The organism is Armatimonadota bacterium (genome assembly GCA_016789105.1).
In the GTDB taxonomy this organism is placed as follows: domain Bacteria; phylum Armatimonadota; class Fimbriimonadia; order Fimbriimonadales; family Fimbriimonadaceae; genus UphvI-Ar2.
The window spans coordinates 69,500-87,031 of the sequence record JAEURN010000010.1 but is presented as its reverse complement, the minus strand read 5'-3'; the positions used below and the strand labels follow the sequence as shown (position 1 = coordinate 87,031).

Sequence of the window (17,532 nt, the reverse complement as noted above, 5' to 3'; positions counted from 1 at the left end):
CAACCGATGCGCGGCCTGGCGCGTTTGAACCTTAGGTAAAGCGATGAAGTGGTGGAAGGCATTCGCCGGGATTGCAGTTCTTTCCGGATTCGGCTATGTTGTATGGGCCCAAGCCAACACTGGTCACATGCCGTGGGAAAAGGCCATTGCCGGGAGTTCCAAGCCGGCTCCGGTGTCGCTGCCCAAAGGCACGCCGGTTGAGTTGATTCTGCTTGAAGGAATCGACGCAGGCGGAACAAAAGAGGGTGAAACGGTCGATATGGCCGTGCTGAAAGACGTCGTCATCCAGGGCAAAACGGTGATTCCTCTCGGCACCAAGGCAGTTGCCGAGGTGTCCAAATCTCGCGGAGCCAGTTTGCTGGGGGCGGTGACCAACCGGCCGGCCCGGCTCGAGATCACGCTCAAGTACATCATCCTGCAAGGGGGGCGGAAAATCCCGATCTCCCTAGAAAAAGGAGAATTTACCTACATCTTCACCCAAGAGAACACTGCCGAGCGATTGAACGCGGCAAAGGTTGATAACCTATGGAACGACCCGGGTGCGCGCGACGCCTTGATCGGGATTGCCAAAAGCGCGGTCGATGGAAAAGGGATGGCAGATGGGCAGGCGCAGTTCAAAAACCTGGCCGACCGGCTCGGCATGGAAAAGTCCAAGCAGCTCTCCGAAAATCCAACATCCGGGCTGACTCTTGACCAGGTTTTGGGGGCGATGGCCGACAACGACACCGGATCGATGCAAGGCGCCCAAGCCGTATTACTTGCCCAAGCGGTCGGCGAAGTAAGCGACCTCGTCTCAAGCGTGGATCACAAAGTCCGCGGGATTTTCAAGGGCCGGACGATCCGCGCCAATATGGGCACCCCGGTCATGGTGTGGACGGCCGAAACCGAAAAGTTCTGACGGGTCGGCCTTAGAACAGACCTTGGAGTTTCCCGGTTGAATCTCCAAGGTGGTCCATGCGGACTCCCACTTTGTCCAGCATGTTCAAGAACAGATTGGTGAGAGGGGTTCGGTTGTTGTAAACCAAGTGCTGGCCCACGGGCACGCCGCCGCCGCCGCGCCCCGCCAAGATCAGGGGGAGGTCGTCGTGGTTGTGCCGGTTGCCGTCGCTGATCCCCCCGCCAAACAAGATCAGCGAGTTGTCCAGCAGGGTTCCGTTGCCGTCGTCGATTTTTGACATGCGGTCCAGGATGTATGCGAATTGATCCAAGTGGTACCGATCGATTTGGGCTTTCTTCGCCAGCTTGTCCTCGGCATTCCCGTGGTGGCTGATGTCGTGGTGTCCATCAGCGATTCCGAGTTCCTTGTAGGCGCGGTTGCTGCCTTCGTTGGCAAACATGAAGGTCGAAATCCGGGTCAGGTCGGCCTGGAAGGCTAGAACCATCATGTCGCCCATCAGCCGGATGTGCTCGCCCCGGTCTTGGGGCGTGCCGCGGGGAACCTGCAACCCATCCAGATTCATTTGTTTGGCCTGGGATTCGTAGTTCTTCAGGCGGGCTTCGATATCCCGGATGGAACTGAAATACTCCTCGACCTTTTGTTGGTCGCGCGTGCCCAGCTTTTTGTGGAGGGCTTCGGCATCCTGACTGACAAAGTCGAGAATGGAGAGGTCATATTTTTGGCGCTTGGCCCTAGCTTCCGCCGTTTCGATGTCGTCCGGCGACCCGAACAGCCGCTCAAACAGGACGCGTGGGTTGGCTTCTTTGGAGTTGGGAGTATTTTCCGACCGCCAAGAAATCGCGCTCGAATAGGCGCAGGAGTAGCCGGAGTCGCAATTGCCGGCGAGGGCGCCGCGCTCGCAGCCCAATTCCAAGCTGGCGAATTTGGTCAGCTTGCCCAGCTCATTCGCCGCAACTTGGTCAACCGAAATCCCGCATTGGATGTCGGTGCCGGCGGTTTTCCGGGCCTGGACACCGGTCAGCCAAGTGGCGGCCGACCGGGCGTGGTCGCCAGGACCGTCGCCGTTGGCAAAGGCCTTCATTTGGCTCAGCCCGCTGATCACGCTGAATTCGCTTTTCAAGCCGTTGAGCGAAGTCAGGGTGCTCGGAAGTTCGCCAAGGCGGCCGGGTGCCGCTGGCCGCCAGTGATCCATGTTGATTCCATTGGGGACGAACATGAACGCCATGCGAACCGGGCGGGATGGCACGGTAGACCCAAACGCTGCCCGCGGGGCGACACTTTCCAAAAACGGCAGTGAAACCAAGGCCCCGGCTCCCCGGAGAATGGTGCGTCGGCTGATCTTTTGATCCATGGCGGGCTTACTCATTGTACGGCTTGTTTGGCTGGTCGTTTCCGGAACGAATCGCTCAGGATAATTTCTGTGATGATTTTTGGCAGGGTGGCGTCTTTTCCGAGCTTTTTGGCAACCGCATTCGCCCAAACCTCGTCACTCGGCGTCATGCCGCGCCCGAGCGAGAACATCAAAAGTTTCCCCGTCAGCGTGCGTACGAAGTCCATGTTCCGGCTCCTGAGTTCACCCTTGAGCCCGTCTAACCCAACGGCCGACCGCCCCCCGGGCAGTTCCCCCGCCGCATCGACGGGGAATGACCCATCTTGCGTGCGGAAGACCCCGACCGCATCGAAATTCTCGAGCGTGAACCCGTAGCCGTCCAACGGGCGGTGGCAGCTGGCACAAGCGGGATCCTTCCGGTGTTGGGCCAGCCTCTCACGGATCCGGGTTGAGGTGATCGCTTCTTTGCTTTCGTCGAGCACGCCGACGTTTGGCGGGGGTGGCGGGGGGCCAGAGCCCAAAAGTTGATCCATGATGAACTTGCCCCGTTTGACCGGGGAAGTCCGGTTTGGGTTGCTGGTCGCCGTGAGCAAGGCCCCCATTCCCAGGATCCCGCCTCGATGGTTGGCCGAGACGTCGACCCGGCGGAACACTTCGTCGAAGTCGCCGGGGATTTGGTAATGCCGCGCAAGCCGGAAGTTCAGGTATGTCGATTTTCCTTCGAGGAACTCCGTGACCGGACGGCTGTTTGCCAACATATCTTGGAAATACAACGTGACCTCCTGGGCCATGTCGCCTTTAAGCTGATCATCGAACCCGGGGAATTGAGCGGGATCGGCCGTGTGCTCGGCCAGTCTCCCAATCTCGAGCCATTGTGAGGAGAAGTCCTGGGAAAACCGGACGGCCTTTGGGTCGGCCAACATCCGGTTAACTTGGGCAACCAAGGTCTTGGGGTCTTTCAATTGACCACTTTCGCCAAGCTTGGCCAAGGTTTCGTCCGGCATCGACCGCCAAAGGAAGAAGCTAAGCCGAGACGCCAGTTCGATCCCGCTGAGCTCCCGAGGGCCGGCAGAAGAATCCAACTCAACCCGGAACAAGAAGTTGGGGTTGACGAGCACGGCCTCCATGCCGATTCGGATGCCCTGCTCATAAGTGTCACCGTTGTCCCGCACAAGTTGATAGATGGCCAAAAGCCGGTTAGATTCGTCAGCGGTGACCGGCCTTCGATAGGCCCGCGAGGCAAACCGGTCCAGAACCTCCCGAGCGGCCGCCATGTGGTTTTTGGTTGCCGTCGGAAAAGCGATCAACAGGCGCCGGTGGGAATCCGGGATTTCCCCGGAAAGGCCTTGCGGCCCATCCAACGTCATCGCTTGCAGCAGCACGTTGCGATCCCGGCGGTCAGGGTTGGGATCGTTGGCGTTGTAATAGTCGTTGGTGAAGCGCAGGCCGACCGTGGCCGTCCCGGCCGGGAGCCGGATTGGGATCCCGATATCGTTCAAACCCGGTTTGGTGATCTGGATCCGCTGGAGGAGCTGTCGGTTGATGTAAACCTCGACGATCGCCGGCCCGACCGCAATCGCCGAAGCCCCCATCGCGAGCCGCAACTCGTAATCGCCAGGGGCGCAATCGGGGAAGTCATAGACAAAGTCACCGTTCGTTAAAAACACGAACCCGTCCTCAGCCATGCGGTTCGGCTCGGCATACCGGCCTTTTTCCAGGGAGGCTGTCCGGATTTTCGGTTTGGCCACCACAACCGCCTTTTCAACGGCCGACCGAGCCGCTTTCAAATACATGTCGATGTGGAGGGGGGTCAATGTCAAGACGTCGCCGATGTTGTCGAACCCGTAGCCGACATCGTCGCTCGGGAAATCTTTGCTGAAATCACCGTCGATGTACAGCAGGTCTCGGAGCACGTAGTTGTATTCCGTCCGGTTGAGCCGCCGGATCGTGACTCGGCCCGGCTGCTCGGCAGTGCCGTCCAAGCTCAGGGCCCTAAAGATCCAGTCCGCCATGCGGTTCCGCTCATCCAAAGTGGGCGAGGGATCCATCGGGGGCATCACCTGGCTGCGGATGTTCTGGACGACTTTTTGGAACAGCTTTGGCGCGCCGGCCACCGATTTCGCCGAGGTGAATTTTTCAAAATCCAGGCCGGCTGGCGGATTTTTGCCCGAGTGGCAGTCCATGCAGTACGTGTCGAACAACTTGCCGACATCGGCCTTATACTGCTTGTCTAGCGACGAATACGGATCTTGGGGGCTCGGCTCCCCTTTTGTCGGGGCCCAAACCGCCCCTAAGAACGCGAAAACCGCAAGGGTGGGGAGAATTGGGGCGGTGCGCATTGGGCCGAGTCCTTATTGTACGATGGATCTGCTGCCGGAACGCAAAGACATCTCGTATCATTAACAACAGATGATGAAAGCCGCTTTGATCTCCATCCCTATCTTGATCGCTTTTGCGGGCGTCGCCTATGCGCTCCTGCCAAAACAGACGACACCAAAGAATATGAAGGATTCCACCTTGGCCGACTTCAAAGCCAAAGACATCATGGGAGAAGAAGTTGCGCTGAAAAAATATGTCGGCAAAACCGTCCTCATCGTCAACGTCGCCAGCAAATGCGGGAACACCCCGCAATATGCTGGGCTTGAAGCGCTTTACGAAAAATACAAGGATCAAGGATTGGTCGTGCTTGGGTTCCCGTGCAACCAGTTCGGCGGCCAAGAGCCCGGAACCGAAGCCCAGATTAAGGAATTCTGCGAATCCACCTATCACGTCAAATTTCCGATGTTCGCAAAAGTCGATGTGAAAGGCGAAAACGCCGACCCGATCTACAAGTGGCTGGTTCATTCCACAAGCAACCAAAACGACGTGGAGTGGAACTTTGCCAAATTCTTGGTTGGCAAAGATGGAAAGACCGTGACCCGCTTCGGCGCCCGGACTCAACCGGAATCGGAAGAAGTGGTAGCGGCGATTGAAAAATCGTTGGCCGAGTAAGTTACCGTTCGGCCCCGGGAGGATCTTGGTCGATGCTCCCTTCAAACAATTGGCGGAGCCGTTCGCGCTCCGCCCGTTCTTTTTCGCGGTTGCGGACTTTGCCACGGAATTCGTCGAATTCGCGGTTCTCATGTTTCTTCCGCTTAGCCCGGTCGACCATGCCAGGGTAGAGCTTCCCGAGTTGCCCCCGGCCGTAAAACCAACCCAAAGCCAACGGGAGGCTCACGGCAATCCCAAAAATCGGGTTGCCCATCCCGTAACTAAGAATGCACAAGGCCAATTCGAGGATCGCCAAGGTTCGGAACGTCAATGGGAACCCCATCAAACTCATGGACCGGTTCGGATCCATCCCGCAAACCGTGACCACGAAGAAAGTGGTCGGGAGCCAAAAGCTGGAAAGGTAAGGGATTGGGGATGGCGCAACCCGTTGGACAAGGGCCGCCACAATCCCGCAACACGCCGACGCCACGAAAAAGTGCGCAAGCAGCGATTTGAGGCCGAATTTGCGCTCGAATTCACCCGCAAAGTTGTAAAACCAGACCAGGATGATCGCATAGAAGATCAGACCGAGGCCGAATCCGCCTTGCTCGACAAAGGGGTAGGTTAAGAGCTGCCAAGGCTTGCCCAGGTCGTATCCGAAAGCGAGCGCAAGGGTTAGGGCAATGCCAAATTGGGGGATCCACAGAATAATGAACATAGCCAGGGAGGCGATGATCAGCCCGATCGTTCCGGGAGTCTGAGAACGTTGGATACGGGAAAAGTAGCTGCGCGACGCCATCGACTTTAACCATTATGTCGGCAAAATTGCGGCATTTTGCGATAGGTTTGGTTCAAGATGGTTGGTGGCGCGCGTGGCGGTGGGAAGCGAATCAGGGGGATCGACCGTCCTGAATCCGTAACTGGGAACGCCCGCATGCCCCTGGCGGTTTGGGCCGGGATTGGTTGAGGACGAGAAAATGCAGTACTTCGTGATTTGGAATGACGGGCAGAAATTTGGCCCCGCCGACATCCAGGTGTTGAACGAGTGGATCGCCCAAGGGCGGATCACCCCGGCCACCGAGCTCGAATCTGTGGCTGACGGTTCGCGGCTCCAAGCCGGCAGCCTGCCGGGGCTCAATTTCGGCGGCGGAATGGCGGCGCAGCCGCAGCAGCCTGTGCAGCCGCAACAGCCCATGCAGCCGATGCAGCCGATGCAACCGGCGATGGCTCCGGCCCCATCGGGCGGCGACCAGTATTTTGTCATCGGCAACGATGGCTCCAAATATGGGCCTGCCGACGTGGCGACCCTCTCGCAATGGGCGGCCGACAACCGTCTTTCCCCCAATTCGCAACTCGAAAATGCCGCCACCGGTGCCCGCGTGGTCGCTTCGATGGTTGCCGGAATCATGTTCCCAACCGCCGCATCGGCGGCCGCCAGCCCCCTCAGCCCCAACCAGCCGATGGGACAGTCCCAAGGCTACAGCGCCGGCCCGACCAACTACCCCCGCGAGTTCAGCGACCCGAACGCGGGCAACACAGAATTCATCATCTCGATCATCTGCTCCGTCATCGGGCTCCTCTGCTGCCCATGCCTGTTCAGCACCGCTGGAATCGTCCTGGGGAACATGGCACAAAAGAAAGGGCACAAGAACGGACAGGTCGCCATGATCATTGGCATCGTAAGCCTAGTGCTCGGCTTTGTCATCGGGGCGGCCGTGAATATGAACAACCCGGCTTTTCAAGAACTTATGCGAGGCGGACGGTAACCGCCTGACTTGAGGAAGGAAAACTATGGACAACATGGAAAGCAACTATCCGCGCGGATCGCAACCAACCGAAGCCGACCTGGGAGGCTGGAACTGGGGCGCATTCTTTCTGAACTGGATCTGGGCCCTTAACCACAAGTACTACTTGGGGTTGGTCTCGCTCATCCCTTGCGTCGGGTTCTTTATGGCCATTTACATGGGCATCAAGGGCAACCAGATCGCCTGGGAAAGTGGCCGGTTCCCTGATGTCGAAGAGATGAAGAAATGCCAGGCCATCTGGGCCAAGTGGGGCGTCATCATCTTCTGCGTCGGCTGTGCCCTGCAGATTGTCAACATCATGATGACGGGTGCGTTAGCGGCCGCGGGCGCGGCTGGCAACCGCTAAGCCCAATGACCGAGGGGGTTCTGGGCCAACGCGCTTAGAACCCCCTTCCCGAAAGGTGAGCGGGTAATGTGTGTCAGTCTTGAGCCGGCGGCCTGATTGGATCAACCTGCAAACCGTGCTGACCGCCATCTGCGGAATTGGGATGGCCGTGTGCTGGTTTCCATCCTTCCGCTCCGCGGCTTATGTGTCAATCGCCGCCGGATCCTGGTTCGCCCTAAAATCAGCCTGGGAATCCTTGCGAGAGCGGCAGTTCGATGTCAACCTCCTCATGGTTCTTGCTGCTGCCGGTGCCATCGTAGTCGGACACCCAGAGGATGCCGCCGTCCTCCTTTTCCTGTTCAGTTTGAGCTCGACCCTGGAAGAGTTCGCCCTCGGCAAAACCAAGTCGGCCATCGAGGCCCTTGTGCGGCTCCGGCCACAAAACGCCCTCCTCATCCGAGACGGCCAAAAAGTCGAAGTCCCGGTTGAGCAACTTCAACTGGGTGACCTCATCCAAGTCAACCCGTTCGACCGCTTGCCGACGGATGGTGAAATCGTCTCCGGAATCAGCTCGATCGACGAAAGCGCCATGACGGGAGAATCGGCACCCGTCGCGGCTGCCGTGGGCGGGCAGGTCATGGGCGGCACCCAAAACCTGGAAGGGATGCTCACGGTTCGGGTGACCAAACAGGTGGGCAACAGTGCGTTGGACCGGATCGTCGAATTGGTCCAAGACGCCCAAGAAAACAAGGCGAGCGGCGAACGGATCAGCCAATGGTTCGGGCAAACCTACACCATCGTCGTCTTGGCGGCATTTGCCCTGAGCTGGGGAATTCGGTTGATGTTGGGCCAGGGGATGCAGGCTTCCTTCTACTCCGCCCTCATTTTGCTTGTCGGGATGAGCCCCTGCGCCCTCGTCATCTCCGTTCCGGCGGCCACGCTTTCTGCCCTTGCCCATGCCGCACGGAGGGGCATCCTTGTCCGGGGGGGAGAGTTCATCGAAAAAGCCGCCTCGATCACAATTGTCGCCCTCGACAAAACGGGCACGCTCACGTTGGGCCGCCCGCGGCTGAATGAGGCGGCAATCGGGGGCACGATCTGGAAGCCGGGTGAGGATCCCGGCGCGTCAGCCCCCATCTTGGCCAAGGTTGCCGCCGCCGAGAACTATTCGACCCACCCGCTCGCCGTCGCCTTGGTGCGGGAAGTCAAAGCCTCTGGCATCGAGATCCCCGAAGCCGACAATGCCAAGACCATCCCCGGCAAAGGACTCTCCGCAACCGTCGGCGGCGGGGAAGTCTGGGTCGGCAACGACCGCTTGCTGACCGAAAACGGATTTGACATCCCCGAACTCTTGGAATCCCGGGCGGCCGAGTGGAAGGCAAAGGGCGAAACCACCGTTTTTGCGGCCGGGGAGGGGTTCCGCGCTGTTTTCGGGTTCGCCGATGAAATCCGGCCGGAGGCATCGGCCGTGGTCAAAGATCTCAAAGGGTTGGGGGTTGGGCAGGTGGTGATGCTGACGGGCGACAAGGCCGAAACCGCCCAAACCGTAGGGCAGGCCACCGGGGTGACGGATATCTCGGCCGGGCTCTTGCCGGAAGACAAGGTCAACAGGATCAAAGCCCTCTCTGACCAGGGTTCGGTTCTGATGGTCGGCGATGGCGTCAACGACGCCCCCAGTTTGGCCCTGGCCACCTTGGGCGTGGCGATGGGTGGCCTCGGGTCGGACGTGGCGTTGGAAGCGGCCGACGTGGTACTCAGCCACGACCGGTTGGATCGGATCCCGGAACTGATCCGGTTGGGCCGCCGGACAAAAGCAGTGGTCACCACAAACTTGGTGTTTGCCGGCGCGGTGATCTGCTTCCTCACCTTTGGGTCTTTCCTCATCAACCTGCCGCTGCCAGTGGCCGTGGTTTGCCATGAGGGTTCCACCCTGATCGTCATCCTCAATGGGCTGCGCCTGCTGCGCTGACCCGGTGCGGCCTCCCCGGTAGACTTTGCGGCGTGAGGGAACGCATCGTCGCCGTCCTGGGAGCTGGGAACATGCGAACCGCCCCCCTTGTCAGCGCAACCCTTGCCCGGTGGTACCCCGACGTCCCGTTTGGAATCCGCTTGTTTGACGCCAATCCCGAAAGGCTCGACCTTGCCGACCTCCTGCTGCGGCGGTTGCTCGACGATTGGAACGATGAGATCCCAGTGGCATCCAGCCAATCGGCAACCGATGCGTTGGACGGGGCAACCGAGGTCATCGTGACCATGCACGAGGACTGCGCCCGACGGATGACCAGCCGCGGTTGGTCGCCTAACCTCGAATATTTTGAATCCGCCAATACCCTCGATCTTTATGGCGGAGGGGATCGGAACCGGCCAACCCCGGTGGAACAACTTTCGGAGCAGACGCGGCGGCTCCTGGAAAACCCGGGTCTAGAATCGGGCAGCCGCGAAGATGCGATCCGCGAGTCCATGGCCCAGATTCTGGAAATCATCCCAGAAGAAGCAAGACTCCTTTCATTGACCCGTGGCGTGCTGCTCCCCGTTGAGAGGCCCTACGCCCATTTCGATTGGCCCCCCCCGGTTGCCGAAATGGGTCTCCAGCTAGTCCCCCACCAAATCCTCCGTTGGGTGCGCGGGGATGAGAAGATCGAGCCTCTTGCTCAAGCTGCCGATGCCTCGCCCGTGATGGCATGGCTCAAGGACTCCGAAGCCGGATAGAATGGCATTCCGTAAGGAATGGCGGCCCATGCCGAAATCGATTGACATCCAAACTTGGCAGAAACTCGACCCAAAAGTCCGGACGTTGTGGCGGGTTAGTAATGCCATAGCGACTCTCGTCCTCGCCGGGCTTGCCGCCGGGTTGGATGTCCTTTTCCGCCACGAAGTGCCGGGCTGGAAAATCTTTCCCTTTGCCCTCCCGGTTATTGTCATCGTCTTTGTCGGTGGCATCGGACAATTCTTGGTGGACAAGAGCTTTGACTGCTACCGGTTTGAGTTGGGTGAAGAAGACCTGGCGGTCGCCAAGGGGATTTTTTGGAAGAGTTGGCGGTTCGTCAACCGGAACCGTGTGCAACATGTCGACGTCACGAGCGGGCCGGTCGCCCGGGCCCTCGGGTTGGTCCACGTTTCTATCTTTGTCGGGGGCATGCACACTGCCGCTGCCTACATTCCCGGCGTCAGCCAACACGAGGCCGAAGTTCTACGCAGCAGCCTGGTGCGCGCATCGGACGCCGGGGCGGCACCCCAACCAGAAGCCGGGGCGACAGATGCCTGAAACCGTCTTCAACCGCCTCAACCCGCTGACCGCCGTCATCGAACTCCAAAGGTTCATCCGACGGTTTGCTTTGGTCATCGCCACAGGGATCTACATGGTCCTGAACGGCGGCCGCCGCGACGAAATGAGTGGGGAACTGATTGCCGGGGCAGTCGGTGCGCTCGTCGTGATCCCCGCGTTGCTCCGGTATTTCAGCTACGGGTATGCCGTGCAAGAGGGCAAATTGCTGGTGAGGTCCGGGATTTTCGTCAAGAACTTGCGCACCATCCCGCTCGACCGCATCCAAAACATCAACGTCAAGCGGGATTGGCTCCATCGGATCCTTGGACTCGTCGAATTGGAAATTGAAACCGCTGCCGGGGCCAAGCCCGAGGCGACAATCTCCTCGCTGAACGAAGAGCAGGCCCATATCCTGCAGGCCCAACTCCTTGGCCAGCAAGCCCGGAGCTACAGCCGGATCAACCGGGGCGAAGAACGGCTCATCCTCTACAAACCCACCCTCTACGAATTGTTCTTGGTGGGTGTGAGCGAAAACCGGGCCGGGGCAATGATTGCGGCCGTTGCGGGCCTGAGCTTTTTCCAACCCCTGCTCACCAAAGCGTTGGAATCCCAGTCGGGCTCGATCAAGTCCAGCCACTTGCAGGGGGCAGAGGTCTTCAAATTCATGATCTTGGGAATCCTCGCCTTCCTGGTCTTCGGCTGGCTGGTCTCGATCATTGGCACGTTCGTCAAGTATTACGGATTCGAGCTCAGCGAGCGGGATGGAAAGCTCAGGCGGGCCTATGGGCTAATCAACCATTTCGAAAACATGATCCCCGTCAACCGGATCCAAACCGTCCACATCGACCAGAACTTGTTCCAAAGATGGCTGGGGGTTTGCAAGATGTATGCGGCAACCGCCGGCGGGATGGCTTACGAATCTAAAGGCGGCGAGGGCGAGGGCAGCCAGCAACACACCCACAGCGCCCCCCTGCTAACCCCGGTCTTGCGAGACCCGATGCGGGAGCACCTGCTGAAATCCACTCTCCCCAAATACGACCTCAATCATCCCGAATATAGGCCGGTGAGCCCCAAAACGGTTTGGAGGCATTTGCGTTCGGCAATTTGGCCCGTTCTGCTCGTCGGCGGCGGACTCTTTGGCTTGGCCACCCTGTTTCGGCGCAATGTACCGGACGCCTTGAAAACCGCTCCGCTCCTGGCCCAGCCCTGGTTGCCGTTCGCTGTTGCTACGCTGCTGGCCGGCCTCGCCATAGTGGCGGGTGTTGTTTACTCTCGGTTTATGCGTTGGAGCGAGAGCAACCATGTCATCGCCACCAGAACCGGGTGGTTCAAAACCCGGTGGAACTTCCTTCCCATGCCAAAGATCCAGTTGACCGAAGTGACCCAGAACCCCGCCCAAAGGTTGTTTGGGCTGGCAACCGCCCGGTTCAGTTCGGCAGCTTTGGCCTTTAAGCACACAGAAATCGACGACATCCCCTTGGACGAGGCGATCACGCTCGCTCACCGCACCCACCTTGTCGCAGGCGAAACCCGCGACTCCCTCTTTGATGGGTTTTGACCATGGCTCGCAGACCCACCCTCAGCCCCACCAAACTGACGACCTACCTGGCCTGCCCGGTCAAATACTATTGGACTTACGTCAATCCCAAAGGCAAATGGTATTTGCGGTCCAAGAGCTACTTCAGCTTTGGCACAAGCCTCCACTCCGTCTTGCAGCGGTTCCATGATTCGAATGACCAAGGCGTGACCACAACCGCCGAAGCCGTTGCTGCTTTGGAAGAAAGCTGGATCGAAGCCGGATATGCCAGTCAGGATCACATGATGCAAAGCCTGGCCGAAGGCAAACAGATCGTCGAAATGCACGTTGAACGGTCTCTCCGGGAACCGGTCACCGCACAAACCATCGTCGTGGAAAAGTTGTTCCGCCGAGACCTTGGGCCATTCGTTCTCATTGGTCGTGTTGACCGCATCGACGAGCACGAAGACGGCACGATCGAGATTATCGATTACAAATCGGGCCGGGAATCGGTCACCGAATCCGAAGTCCGGGACGACCTGGCGATGGCGTGCTACCAACTCATCCTGCAGGAGCATTTCCCGGGCCGCCCGGTCACTGCCTCCATCATCGCCGTCCGGACGGGCCAAAAGGCCACCGCCCAACTCTCATCGGATGAACTCACCCAATTCCAGTTGGAGGTCACCGAACTCGGAGAGGGGATTTTGAACCGGGAATGGGTGGATGTTGACCCTTATTTCAAGGAAAGGCTTTGCCCCCATTGCGATTTTGTGAGCTTGTGCCGTCAAACCCAGACCTTCTCCGAGTCACCGTAACCGGCTGCAACGGTTGGCCGTCCATTCGGGTATGAGCATTGCCGGGGCACTTTTGGGCATGATCGCCGCCAATCCGCCGACTTCGACCGACCTCACCATCTACAACGGCGGATTTGCGCTCGTCCGGGAAAGCCGCAACCTGGAACTTAAGACCGGCCTGCAAGACGTCGCCGTCCAAGATGTCGCCCAAATGATCGAGGCTAACAGCGTGGCGATCCGCAGCCTCAGTTCGCCAGGCAGTTTTAGCGTTCTTGAGCAGAACTACCAATATGACCTCATCTCCCCGATCGCGATCTTGAACAAGGCAGTTGGGTCGCAGATCACGTTCAACCGTGTATTCCCCGATGGCAGCCGGGAACGCCTCACCGGCACCCTGATGAGTGCGCCCACCCAGATCGTCTCCGATGCCAACGGCGGGCAAAGCCACACATGGAACGGCATGGTCATTCAAACGGCCGATGGCCGCGTGATTTTGAACCCCAGTGGAGAGATCGAAGTGGATTCAATCCCCGCCGGGCTCATCACCAAGCCGACCCTGGTGTGGAAGCTCGATTCTGCCCAAGCCGGGACGAACAACGTCGAGCTCAGCTACATCACCCAAGGAATGTCCTGGAAGTCGGACTATGTGCTTTCTTTGGATGACCAAGGGAAGAAGGGCGATTTCAAAGGGTGGGTTACGCTCACCAACAACTGCGGAACCAGCTTCTCCGTCCGGATCCTCAAGCTTTTAGCGGGAGACGTGCAACGGGTGACGAACCAACCCACCGGGGGGTTTGGGGGTGGTGGAGCCCGTATGGCCGCCAAAGCCGCTGATGCCAACCAATTCGAAGAAGAGCAGTTTGCCGATTACCACCTGTACACCCTCACCCGGCCGACCGAAGTCCGCAACCGCGAAATCAAGCAGGTCAGCCTCCTAGAGGCCCTCAACGTGCCGGTCAAAAAGAAGCTCGTCGTGGACGCCATGCGCTACTACCGGGGCTACCAACCCAACGAAGGGCAGGTCGGGATGGGCGAGATCAAACCCCTCATCCAGTTGGTGATCAAAAACGACAAAGCCAGCAACCTGGGCATGCCGCTCCCCATGGGGACGGTGAAGGTTTACCAGCGCGATAGTTCGGGTTCTTTGCAGTTGCTGGGCGAAGACAACATCGACCACACCCCCAAGGATGAGGAAGTCACGCTCACCGTTGGCCGCGCTTTCGATATCCGCGCTGAACGCAAACGAACGGCTTTCAAATGGTTCCGGGTCGACGGCAACATCCATGGCGCGGTCGAAACCTTTGAAATCGAGGTTCGCAACCGTAAAGAATCCGCCGAAAGCGTCACCGTCCTGGAACGCCATTGGTGGGAACACGTACTTAGCGAGATGAGTATGCAGCCCAAGAAACTGGACGCCAACACGTACGAGTTCACCGTCGATCTCAAACCGAACGAAGTCAAAACCATCAAATACACCGTTACCACCCGTTGGTAAGGCCCCGGGCGGCGTCTGCCATACTCTGAGGGGATGGGCCGACTGATCGCTGCCGCAGACGTGGGGAGTAATACCGCACACCTGCTGATCGGCCATCTCACCAATTCGGGGCTTAAACGGCTCGTTAACCAAAGCGAATGGCTTTCTTTGGGGGAGGTCGTCAGCCGGCATGGCGAGATCCCTGATGACAAAGTCAAAGAGTTGATGGCGACTTTGGCGCAATTCCGGTCGCTTCTCGACGAATACAAAGTCGAAGCTTCGGCTTTTTTCGCCACCGAGGCGATGCGCCAAGCCGAAAACCACGACGAAGTCTTGGAAGAAGCGAACCGGCGGTTCGGTATCGCTATCCAAATCATCTCCCCGCTCCGGGAAGCGGAGTTGAGCTACCGCAGCTGCCAGATCGACTGCAAAGGGGATGAGCCGATGCTCATGGTCGAAGCCGGGGGCGGGAGCGTTCAAGTCGCCCTATGCGAGAACCGCTCGATCCAAAGGCTTGCCAGCCTCCCCATCGGATCAGGGGCATTGAGGGCACGGAGCGGCCTGGATCAACCGCCGACCGGGTACGCCGTTGAGAAGGCGCTAGAAATTATCGAGATCGAATGCGACGAACTCACCGGCTACCCGCCGGTAAAACGCATCGTGGCCTGCGGGGGAGTCAGCCGAGGGCTGTGGCGCGCCTTGCATCCCGATGGCGAAAAGATGATGCACGTCGAAGAATTGGACTTCTTGGCCTGGGACTGCGCGCGGCTGGATACCGAAGTCATCGTGGATCGGTACGACGTCAAAATCAACCGCGCCCGCACTTTGCTCGCCGGATCTCTGGTCCTCCGGCACATCTTGGGGCTGTTCGGGCATAGTGAATTCCAAGTCAGCCAATACGGCGTGCGCGAAGGGGCGATTTTGGAACTCGGCGATTCGTTGGATGAACAATGGATGGTGGGCAAGGGCAAATGACCGGGCACCCCCGCTACGTCAACCGGGAATGGAGTTGGTTGCAATTCAACGGCCGGGTTCTGGCAGAAGCGGCAAACCCGGAAAACCCCTTGCTGGAGCGGCTGAAGTTCCTCGCGATTTTCGAGTCGAATCTTGACGAGTTCTATATGGTCCGCGTCTCGGGTCTGATCGAACAAGAGGCCGCGGGCATGAGCCAGCTATCCCCCGATGGCTTATCGGCCTCGCAGCAACTGCAAATGATCGCCGAGGTTGTCAAGCCTCTACGGGCCCAAGCGGCGCAAGTCTGGCGGGATCTTTCTGACAGCCTCGACGAGGCTGGGATCCGAATCATGGGTTTCTCCGAACTCGATGAGCCGGTTCGCGAGCAACTCACTTTGTCGTTTGAACGGGAGATTTTCGCCCTCCTTACCCCGCTGATGATGGAACCGGCCATGACCTTCCCATTCATCAGCAACCGTTCCCTCAACCTCGCGGTCGAACTCGGCGATGGTGCAGAAACCCAGTGGGCGCGGGTCAAAGTCCCCCCACTGTTGCCCCGGCTTGTCCCGATCCCCGGCGACCCACAATCCTTCATCTTGCTGGAGGACTTGATCGTCGCCCACCTCTCCTATCTTTTCCCCGGGGTCGAAGTTCGGGGGGCCCACCTGTTCCGGGTGGTCCGCGATGCTGACATCGAAATCCGCGAACTGGAGGCCGCCGACCTGATTGATGCCGTTGAAAAGACGCTCCGGATGCGCCGGTTTGGCGACCCGGTGCTGTTGGAAGTCGACCAGGGGTTACCCCGGGCCGGCCTCCGCCTCCTTATGGAGCAATTGGAACTCCAAGAAGATGACACGGTGGAGGTGGACGGGCGAATCGGCTTCGATTTCCTATGGGAAATCGCGCACCTCGACCGGCCGGAACTCAAATTCGAACCCCACTTGCCCTACCGGGCAGAAGCGGTCTGCAATGCCGAACAGCTTTTCGGCCAAATCCGCCAACGGGATGTGCTGATCCATTTGCCGTACGACGACTTTGAACCCGTCCATGCCTTCGTGCGATCGGCGGCCAACGATCCACGGGTCATTGGCATTAAACAGACCCTGTACCGGGTCGGCGCAGAATCGCCCGTGGTCGAAAGCCTGCTTGCCGCCGCCGAAGCCGGAAAGCAGGTTGCGGTGATGGTCGAACTCAAAGCCCGGTTCGATGAAAACAACAATTTGGTTTGGTCGCGCGCGCTGGAACGGAGCGGCGTCCATGTTACCTACGGGACGGTCGAAATGAAAGTCCACTGCAAGCTTTGTTTGATCGTACGCAAAGACGAGGATGGTATCCGGAGCTATGCCCACATCGGCACAGGGAACTACAACCCCAGCACGGCCAAACTTTACACCGACCTTGGCCTCTTCACCAGCGACCCCGAAATCTGCCAAGACATCACCGAACTTTTCAACTATCTGACCGGAAAGAGCCGACAAGTCAAATACCGGAAGCTCTTGGTCGCCCCCCTCGACCTCCGCGAACAGATCATCGACCGGATCGGCAGGGAAATCGAAGCGTTCCGGCGAACCGGCCAAGGGAGGATCGCCTTTAAACTCAACTCATTGGTTGATACCGAAGTCATTGATGCCCTCTATGAAGCCAGCCAAGCGGGGATCCCGGTGGATCTTGTCGTCCGAGGCATCTGCTGCCTGCGGCCTGGCGTACCCGGGCTCAGCGAAAACATCCGCGTCGTCAGCGTGGTTGGGCGGTTCTTGGAACACAGCCGGATCTACTATTTTGAGAATGGCGGCGAGGAGGAAGCTTTCATCGGGAGTGCGGACATGATGCGTCGCAATTTGGATCGCCGGATCGAGGTCTTGGCCCCCGTCTCGGATCCGGCCCAAATCGCCTATCTCCGCGACAAGGCAATCGGCCTGGCTCTTGAAGACAACGTCAAAGCCTGGCAGATGATGCCCGAGGGCCACACCGTCCGCATGGCCAAGATGCGCGGCAAGTCGCGCAACTCTCAAAACGAACTCTTGGCCCTGGCCGCCACCAAAGTCCTGCCCCCGGTTTGATTGAGTTCAGTTCCTCAAGTGTGGGAAGGAGATGCGGCAAACCTATTTCCCCTATCCGGCCGATCTTGGCAATCGATTGGGAAAGGGATACCCTCCCCAAGTCTGGGGAGGGAAGGGAGGGGTTGCCGCCGACTTGGAACC

The 17,532-nt window shown here is 58.9% G+C and carries 15 protein-coding genes; 12 read left to right on the top strand and 3 right to left on the bottom strand.

Annotated features, from left to right (window positions below; all coding sequences use genetic code 11):
• The first annotated feature begins 43 nt into the window (after positions 1-43).
• Entirely contained in the window at positions 44-898 is an 855-nt protein-coding gene (locus JNM28_12100; protein ID MBL8069185.1) for a hypothetical protein, read from the top strand.
• 10 nt (positions 899-908) lie between these two features.
• On the opposite strand, the gene JNM28_12095 is transcribed toward JNM28_12100, so the two are convergent.
• Both JNM28_12095 and JNM28_12090 read right to left on the bottom strand, forming a co-directional pair.
• Positions 909-2,249 carry a DUF1552 domain-containing protein gene (locus JNM28_12095; GenBank protein ID MBL8069184.1) on the bottom strand — a complete coding sequence of 447 codons (1,341 nt, stop codon included), beginning with the start codon at positions 2,247-2,249 and terminating at the stop codon, positions 909-911.
• A gap of 11 nt (positions 2,250-2,260) precedes the next feature.
• The gene (locus tag JNM28_12090; protein ID MBL8069183.1) at positions 2,261-4,567 is read right to left on the bottom strand and encodes a DUF1592 domain-containing protein; all 2,307 of its coding nucleotides are present in this window, start codon (positions 4,565-4,567) and stop codon (positions 2,261-2,263) included.
• 73 nt (positions 4,568-4,640) lie between these two features.
• Between JNM28_12090 and JNM28_12085 the strand changes: the two genes are divergently transcribed.
• Positions 4,641-5,219, top strand: a complete 579-nt coding sequence (locus JNM28_12085) for a glutathione peroxidase (protein MBL8069182.1) — start codon at positions 4,641-4,643, stop codon at positions 5,217-5,219.
• A 1-nt stretch (position 5,220) separates the two neighbouring features.
• On the opposite strand, the gene JNM28_12080 is transcribed toward JNM28_12085, so the two are convergent.
• Positions 5,221-5,997: a hypothetical protein gene (locus tag JNM28_12080; GenBank protein ID MBL8069181.1), complete on the bottom strand. Its 777-nt coding sequence runs from the start codon at positions 5,995-5,997 to the stop codon at positions 5,221-5,223.
• A 178-nt stretch (positions 5,998-6,175) separates the two neighbouring features.
• Here JNM28_12080 and JNM28_12075 point away from each other — a divergent pair, with 178 nt between their 5' ends.
• The 10 genes from JNM28_12075 (at position 6,176) to ppk1 (ending at position 17,391) form a co-directional block, all read left to right on the top strand.
• Positions 6,176-6,964, top strand: coding sequence for a hypothetical protein (locus tag JNM28_12075; protein ID MBL8069180.1), 789 nt, complete (start codon positions 6,176-6,178; stop codon positions 6,962-6,964).
• Between the two features lie 25 nt (positions 6,965-6,989).
• Positions 6,990-7,349, top strand: a complete 360-nt coding sequence (locus JNM28_12070; protein ID MBL8069179.1) for a ribonuclease G — start codon at positions 6,990-6,992, stop codon at positions 7,347-7,349.
• A gap of 70 nt (positions 7,350-7,419) precedes the next feature.
• Positions 7,420-9,297 (top strand): cation-translocating P-type ATPase, encoded by a 1,878-nt coding sequence (locus JNM28_12065; protein MBL8069178.1) that lies wholly within the window; start codon positions 7,420-7,422, stop codon positions 9,295-9,297.
• Between the two features lie 32 nt (positions 9,298-9,329).
• The gene (locus JNM28_12060) at positions 9,330-10,037 is read left to right on the top strand and encodes a hypothetical protein (GenBank protein ID MBL8069177.1); all 708 of its coding nucleotides are present in this window, start codon (positions 9,330-9,332) and stop codon (positions 10,035-10,037) included.
• A 28-nt stretch (positions 10,038-10,065) separates the two neighbouring features.
• Positions 10,066-10,593, top strand: coding sequence for a PH domain-containing protein (locus JNM28_12055; GenBank protein MBL8069176.1), 528 nt, complete (start codon positions 10,066-10,068; stop codon positions 10,591-10,593).
• Positions 10,586-12,151, top strand: coding sequence for a PH domain-containing protein (locus JNM28_12050; protein MBL8069175.1), 1,566 nt, complete (start codon positions 10,586-10,588; stop codon positions 12,149-12,151). Before JNM28_12055 ends, JNM28_12050 begins: the two co-directional genes overlap by 8 nt.
• 2 nt (positions 12,152-12,153) lie before the next feature.
• A complete protein-coding gene (locus JNM28_12045; protein MBL8069174.1) occupies positions 12,154-12,924 on the top strand; it encodes a PD-(D/E)XK nuclease family protein in 771 nt (256 codons plus the stop codon).
• 58 nt (positions 12,925-12,982) lie between these two features.
• Positions 12,983-14,398 (top strand): DUF4139 domain-containing protein, encoded by a 1,416-nt coding sequence (locus JNM28_12040; protein ID MBL8069173.1) that lies wholly within the window; start codon positions 12,983-12,985, stop codon positions 14,396-14,398.
• Positions 14,399-14,431: 33 nt separating this feature from the next.
• Complete coding sequence (locus JNM28_12035; protein ID MBL8069172.1) at positions 14,432-15,352, top strand: hypothetical protein; 921 nt, start codon at positions 14,432-14,434, stop codon at positions 15,350-15,352.
• Complete coding sequence (gene ppk1 / locus JNM28_12030; GenBank protein ID MBL8069171.1) at positions 15,349-17,391, top strand: polyphosphate kinase 1; 2,043 nt, start codon at positions 15,349-15,351, stop codon at positions 17,389-17,391. Before JNM28_12035 ends, ppk1 begins: the two co-directional genes overlap by 4 nt.
• The last annotated feature ends 141 nt before the right edge of the window (positions 17,392-17,532 follow it).

What these genes read in the sequence shown, in the direction of transcription:
- JNM28_12100 (MBL8069185.1), top strand. Translation starts at nt 44, where the DNA reads ATGAAGTGGTGGAAGGCATTCGCCGGGATTGCAGTTCTTTCCGGATTC.
- JNM28_12095 (MBL8069184.1), bottom strand. Translation starts at nt 2,249, where the DNA reads ATGGATCAAAAGATCAGCCGACGCACCATTCTCCGGGGAGCCGGGGCC.
- JNM28_12090 (MBL8069183.1), bottom strand. Translation starts at nt 4,567, where the DNA reads ATGCGCACCGCCCCAATTCTCCCCACCCTTGCGGTTTTCGCGTTCTTA.
- JNM28_12085 (MBL8069182.1), top strand. Translation starts at nt 4,641, where the DNA reads ATGAAAGCCGCTTTGATCTCCATCCCTATCTTGATCGCTTTTGCGGGC.
- JNM28_12080 (MBL8069181.1), bottom strand. Translation starts at nt 5,997, where the DNA reads ATGGCGTCGCGCAGCTACTTTTCCCGTATCCAACGTTCTCAGACTCCC.
- JNM28_12075 (MBL8069180.1), top strand. Translation starts at nt 6,176, where the DNA reads ATGCAGTACTTCGTGATTTGGAATGACGGGCAGAAATTTGGCCCCGCC.
- JNM28_12070 (MBL8069179.1), top strand. Translation starts at nt 6,990, where the DNA reads ATGGACAACATGGAAAGCAACTATCCGCGCGGATCGCAACCAACCGAA.
- JNM28_12055 (MBL8069176.1), top strand. Translation starts at nt 10,066, where the DNA reads ATGCCGAAATCGATTGACATCCAAACTTGGCAGAAACTCGACCCAAAA.
- JNM28_12050 (MBL8069175.1), top strand. Translation starts at nt 10,586, where the DNA reads ATGCCTGAAACCGTCTTCAACCGCCTCAACCCGCTGACCGCCGTCATC.
- JNM28_12045 (MBL8069174.1), top strand. Translation starts at nt 12,154, where the DNA reads ATGGCTCGCAGACCCACCCTCAGCCCCACCAAACTGACGACCTACCTG.
- JNM28_12040 (MBL8069173.1), top strand. Translation starts at nt 12,983, where the DNA reads ATGATCGCCGCCAATCCGCCGACTTCGACCGACCTCACCATCTACAAC.
- JNM28_12035 (MBL8069172.1), top strand. Translation starts at nt 14,432, where the DNA reads ATGGGCCGACTGATCGCTGCCGCAGACGTGGGGAGTAATACCGCACAC.
- ppk1 (MBL8069171.1), top strand. Translation starts at nt 15,349, where the DNA reads ATGACCGGGCACCCCCGCTACGTCAACCGGGAATGGAGTTGGTTGCAA.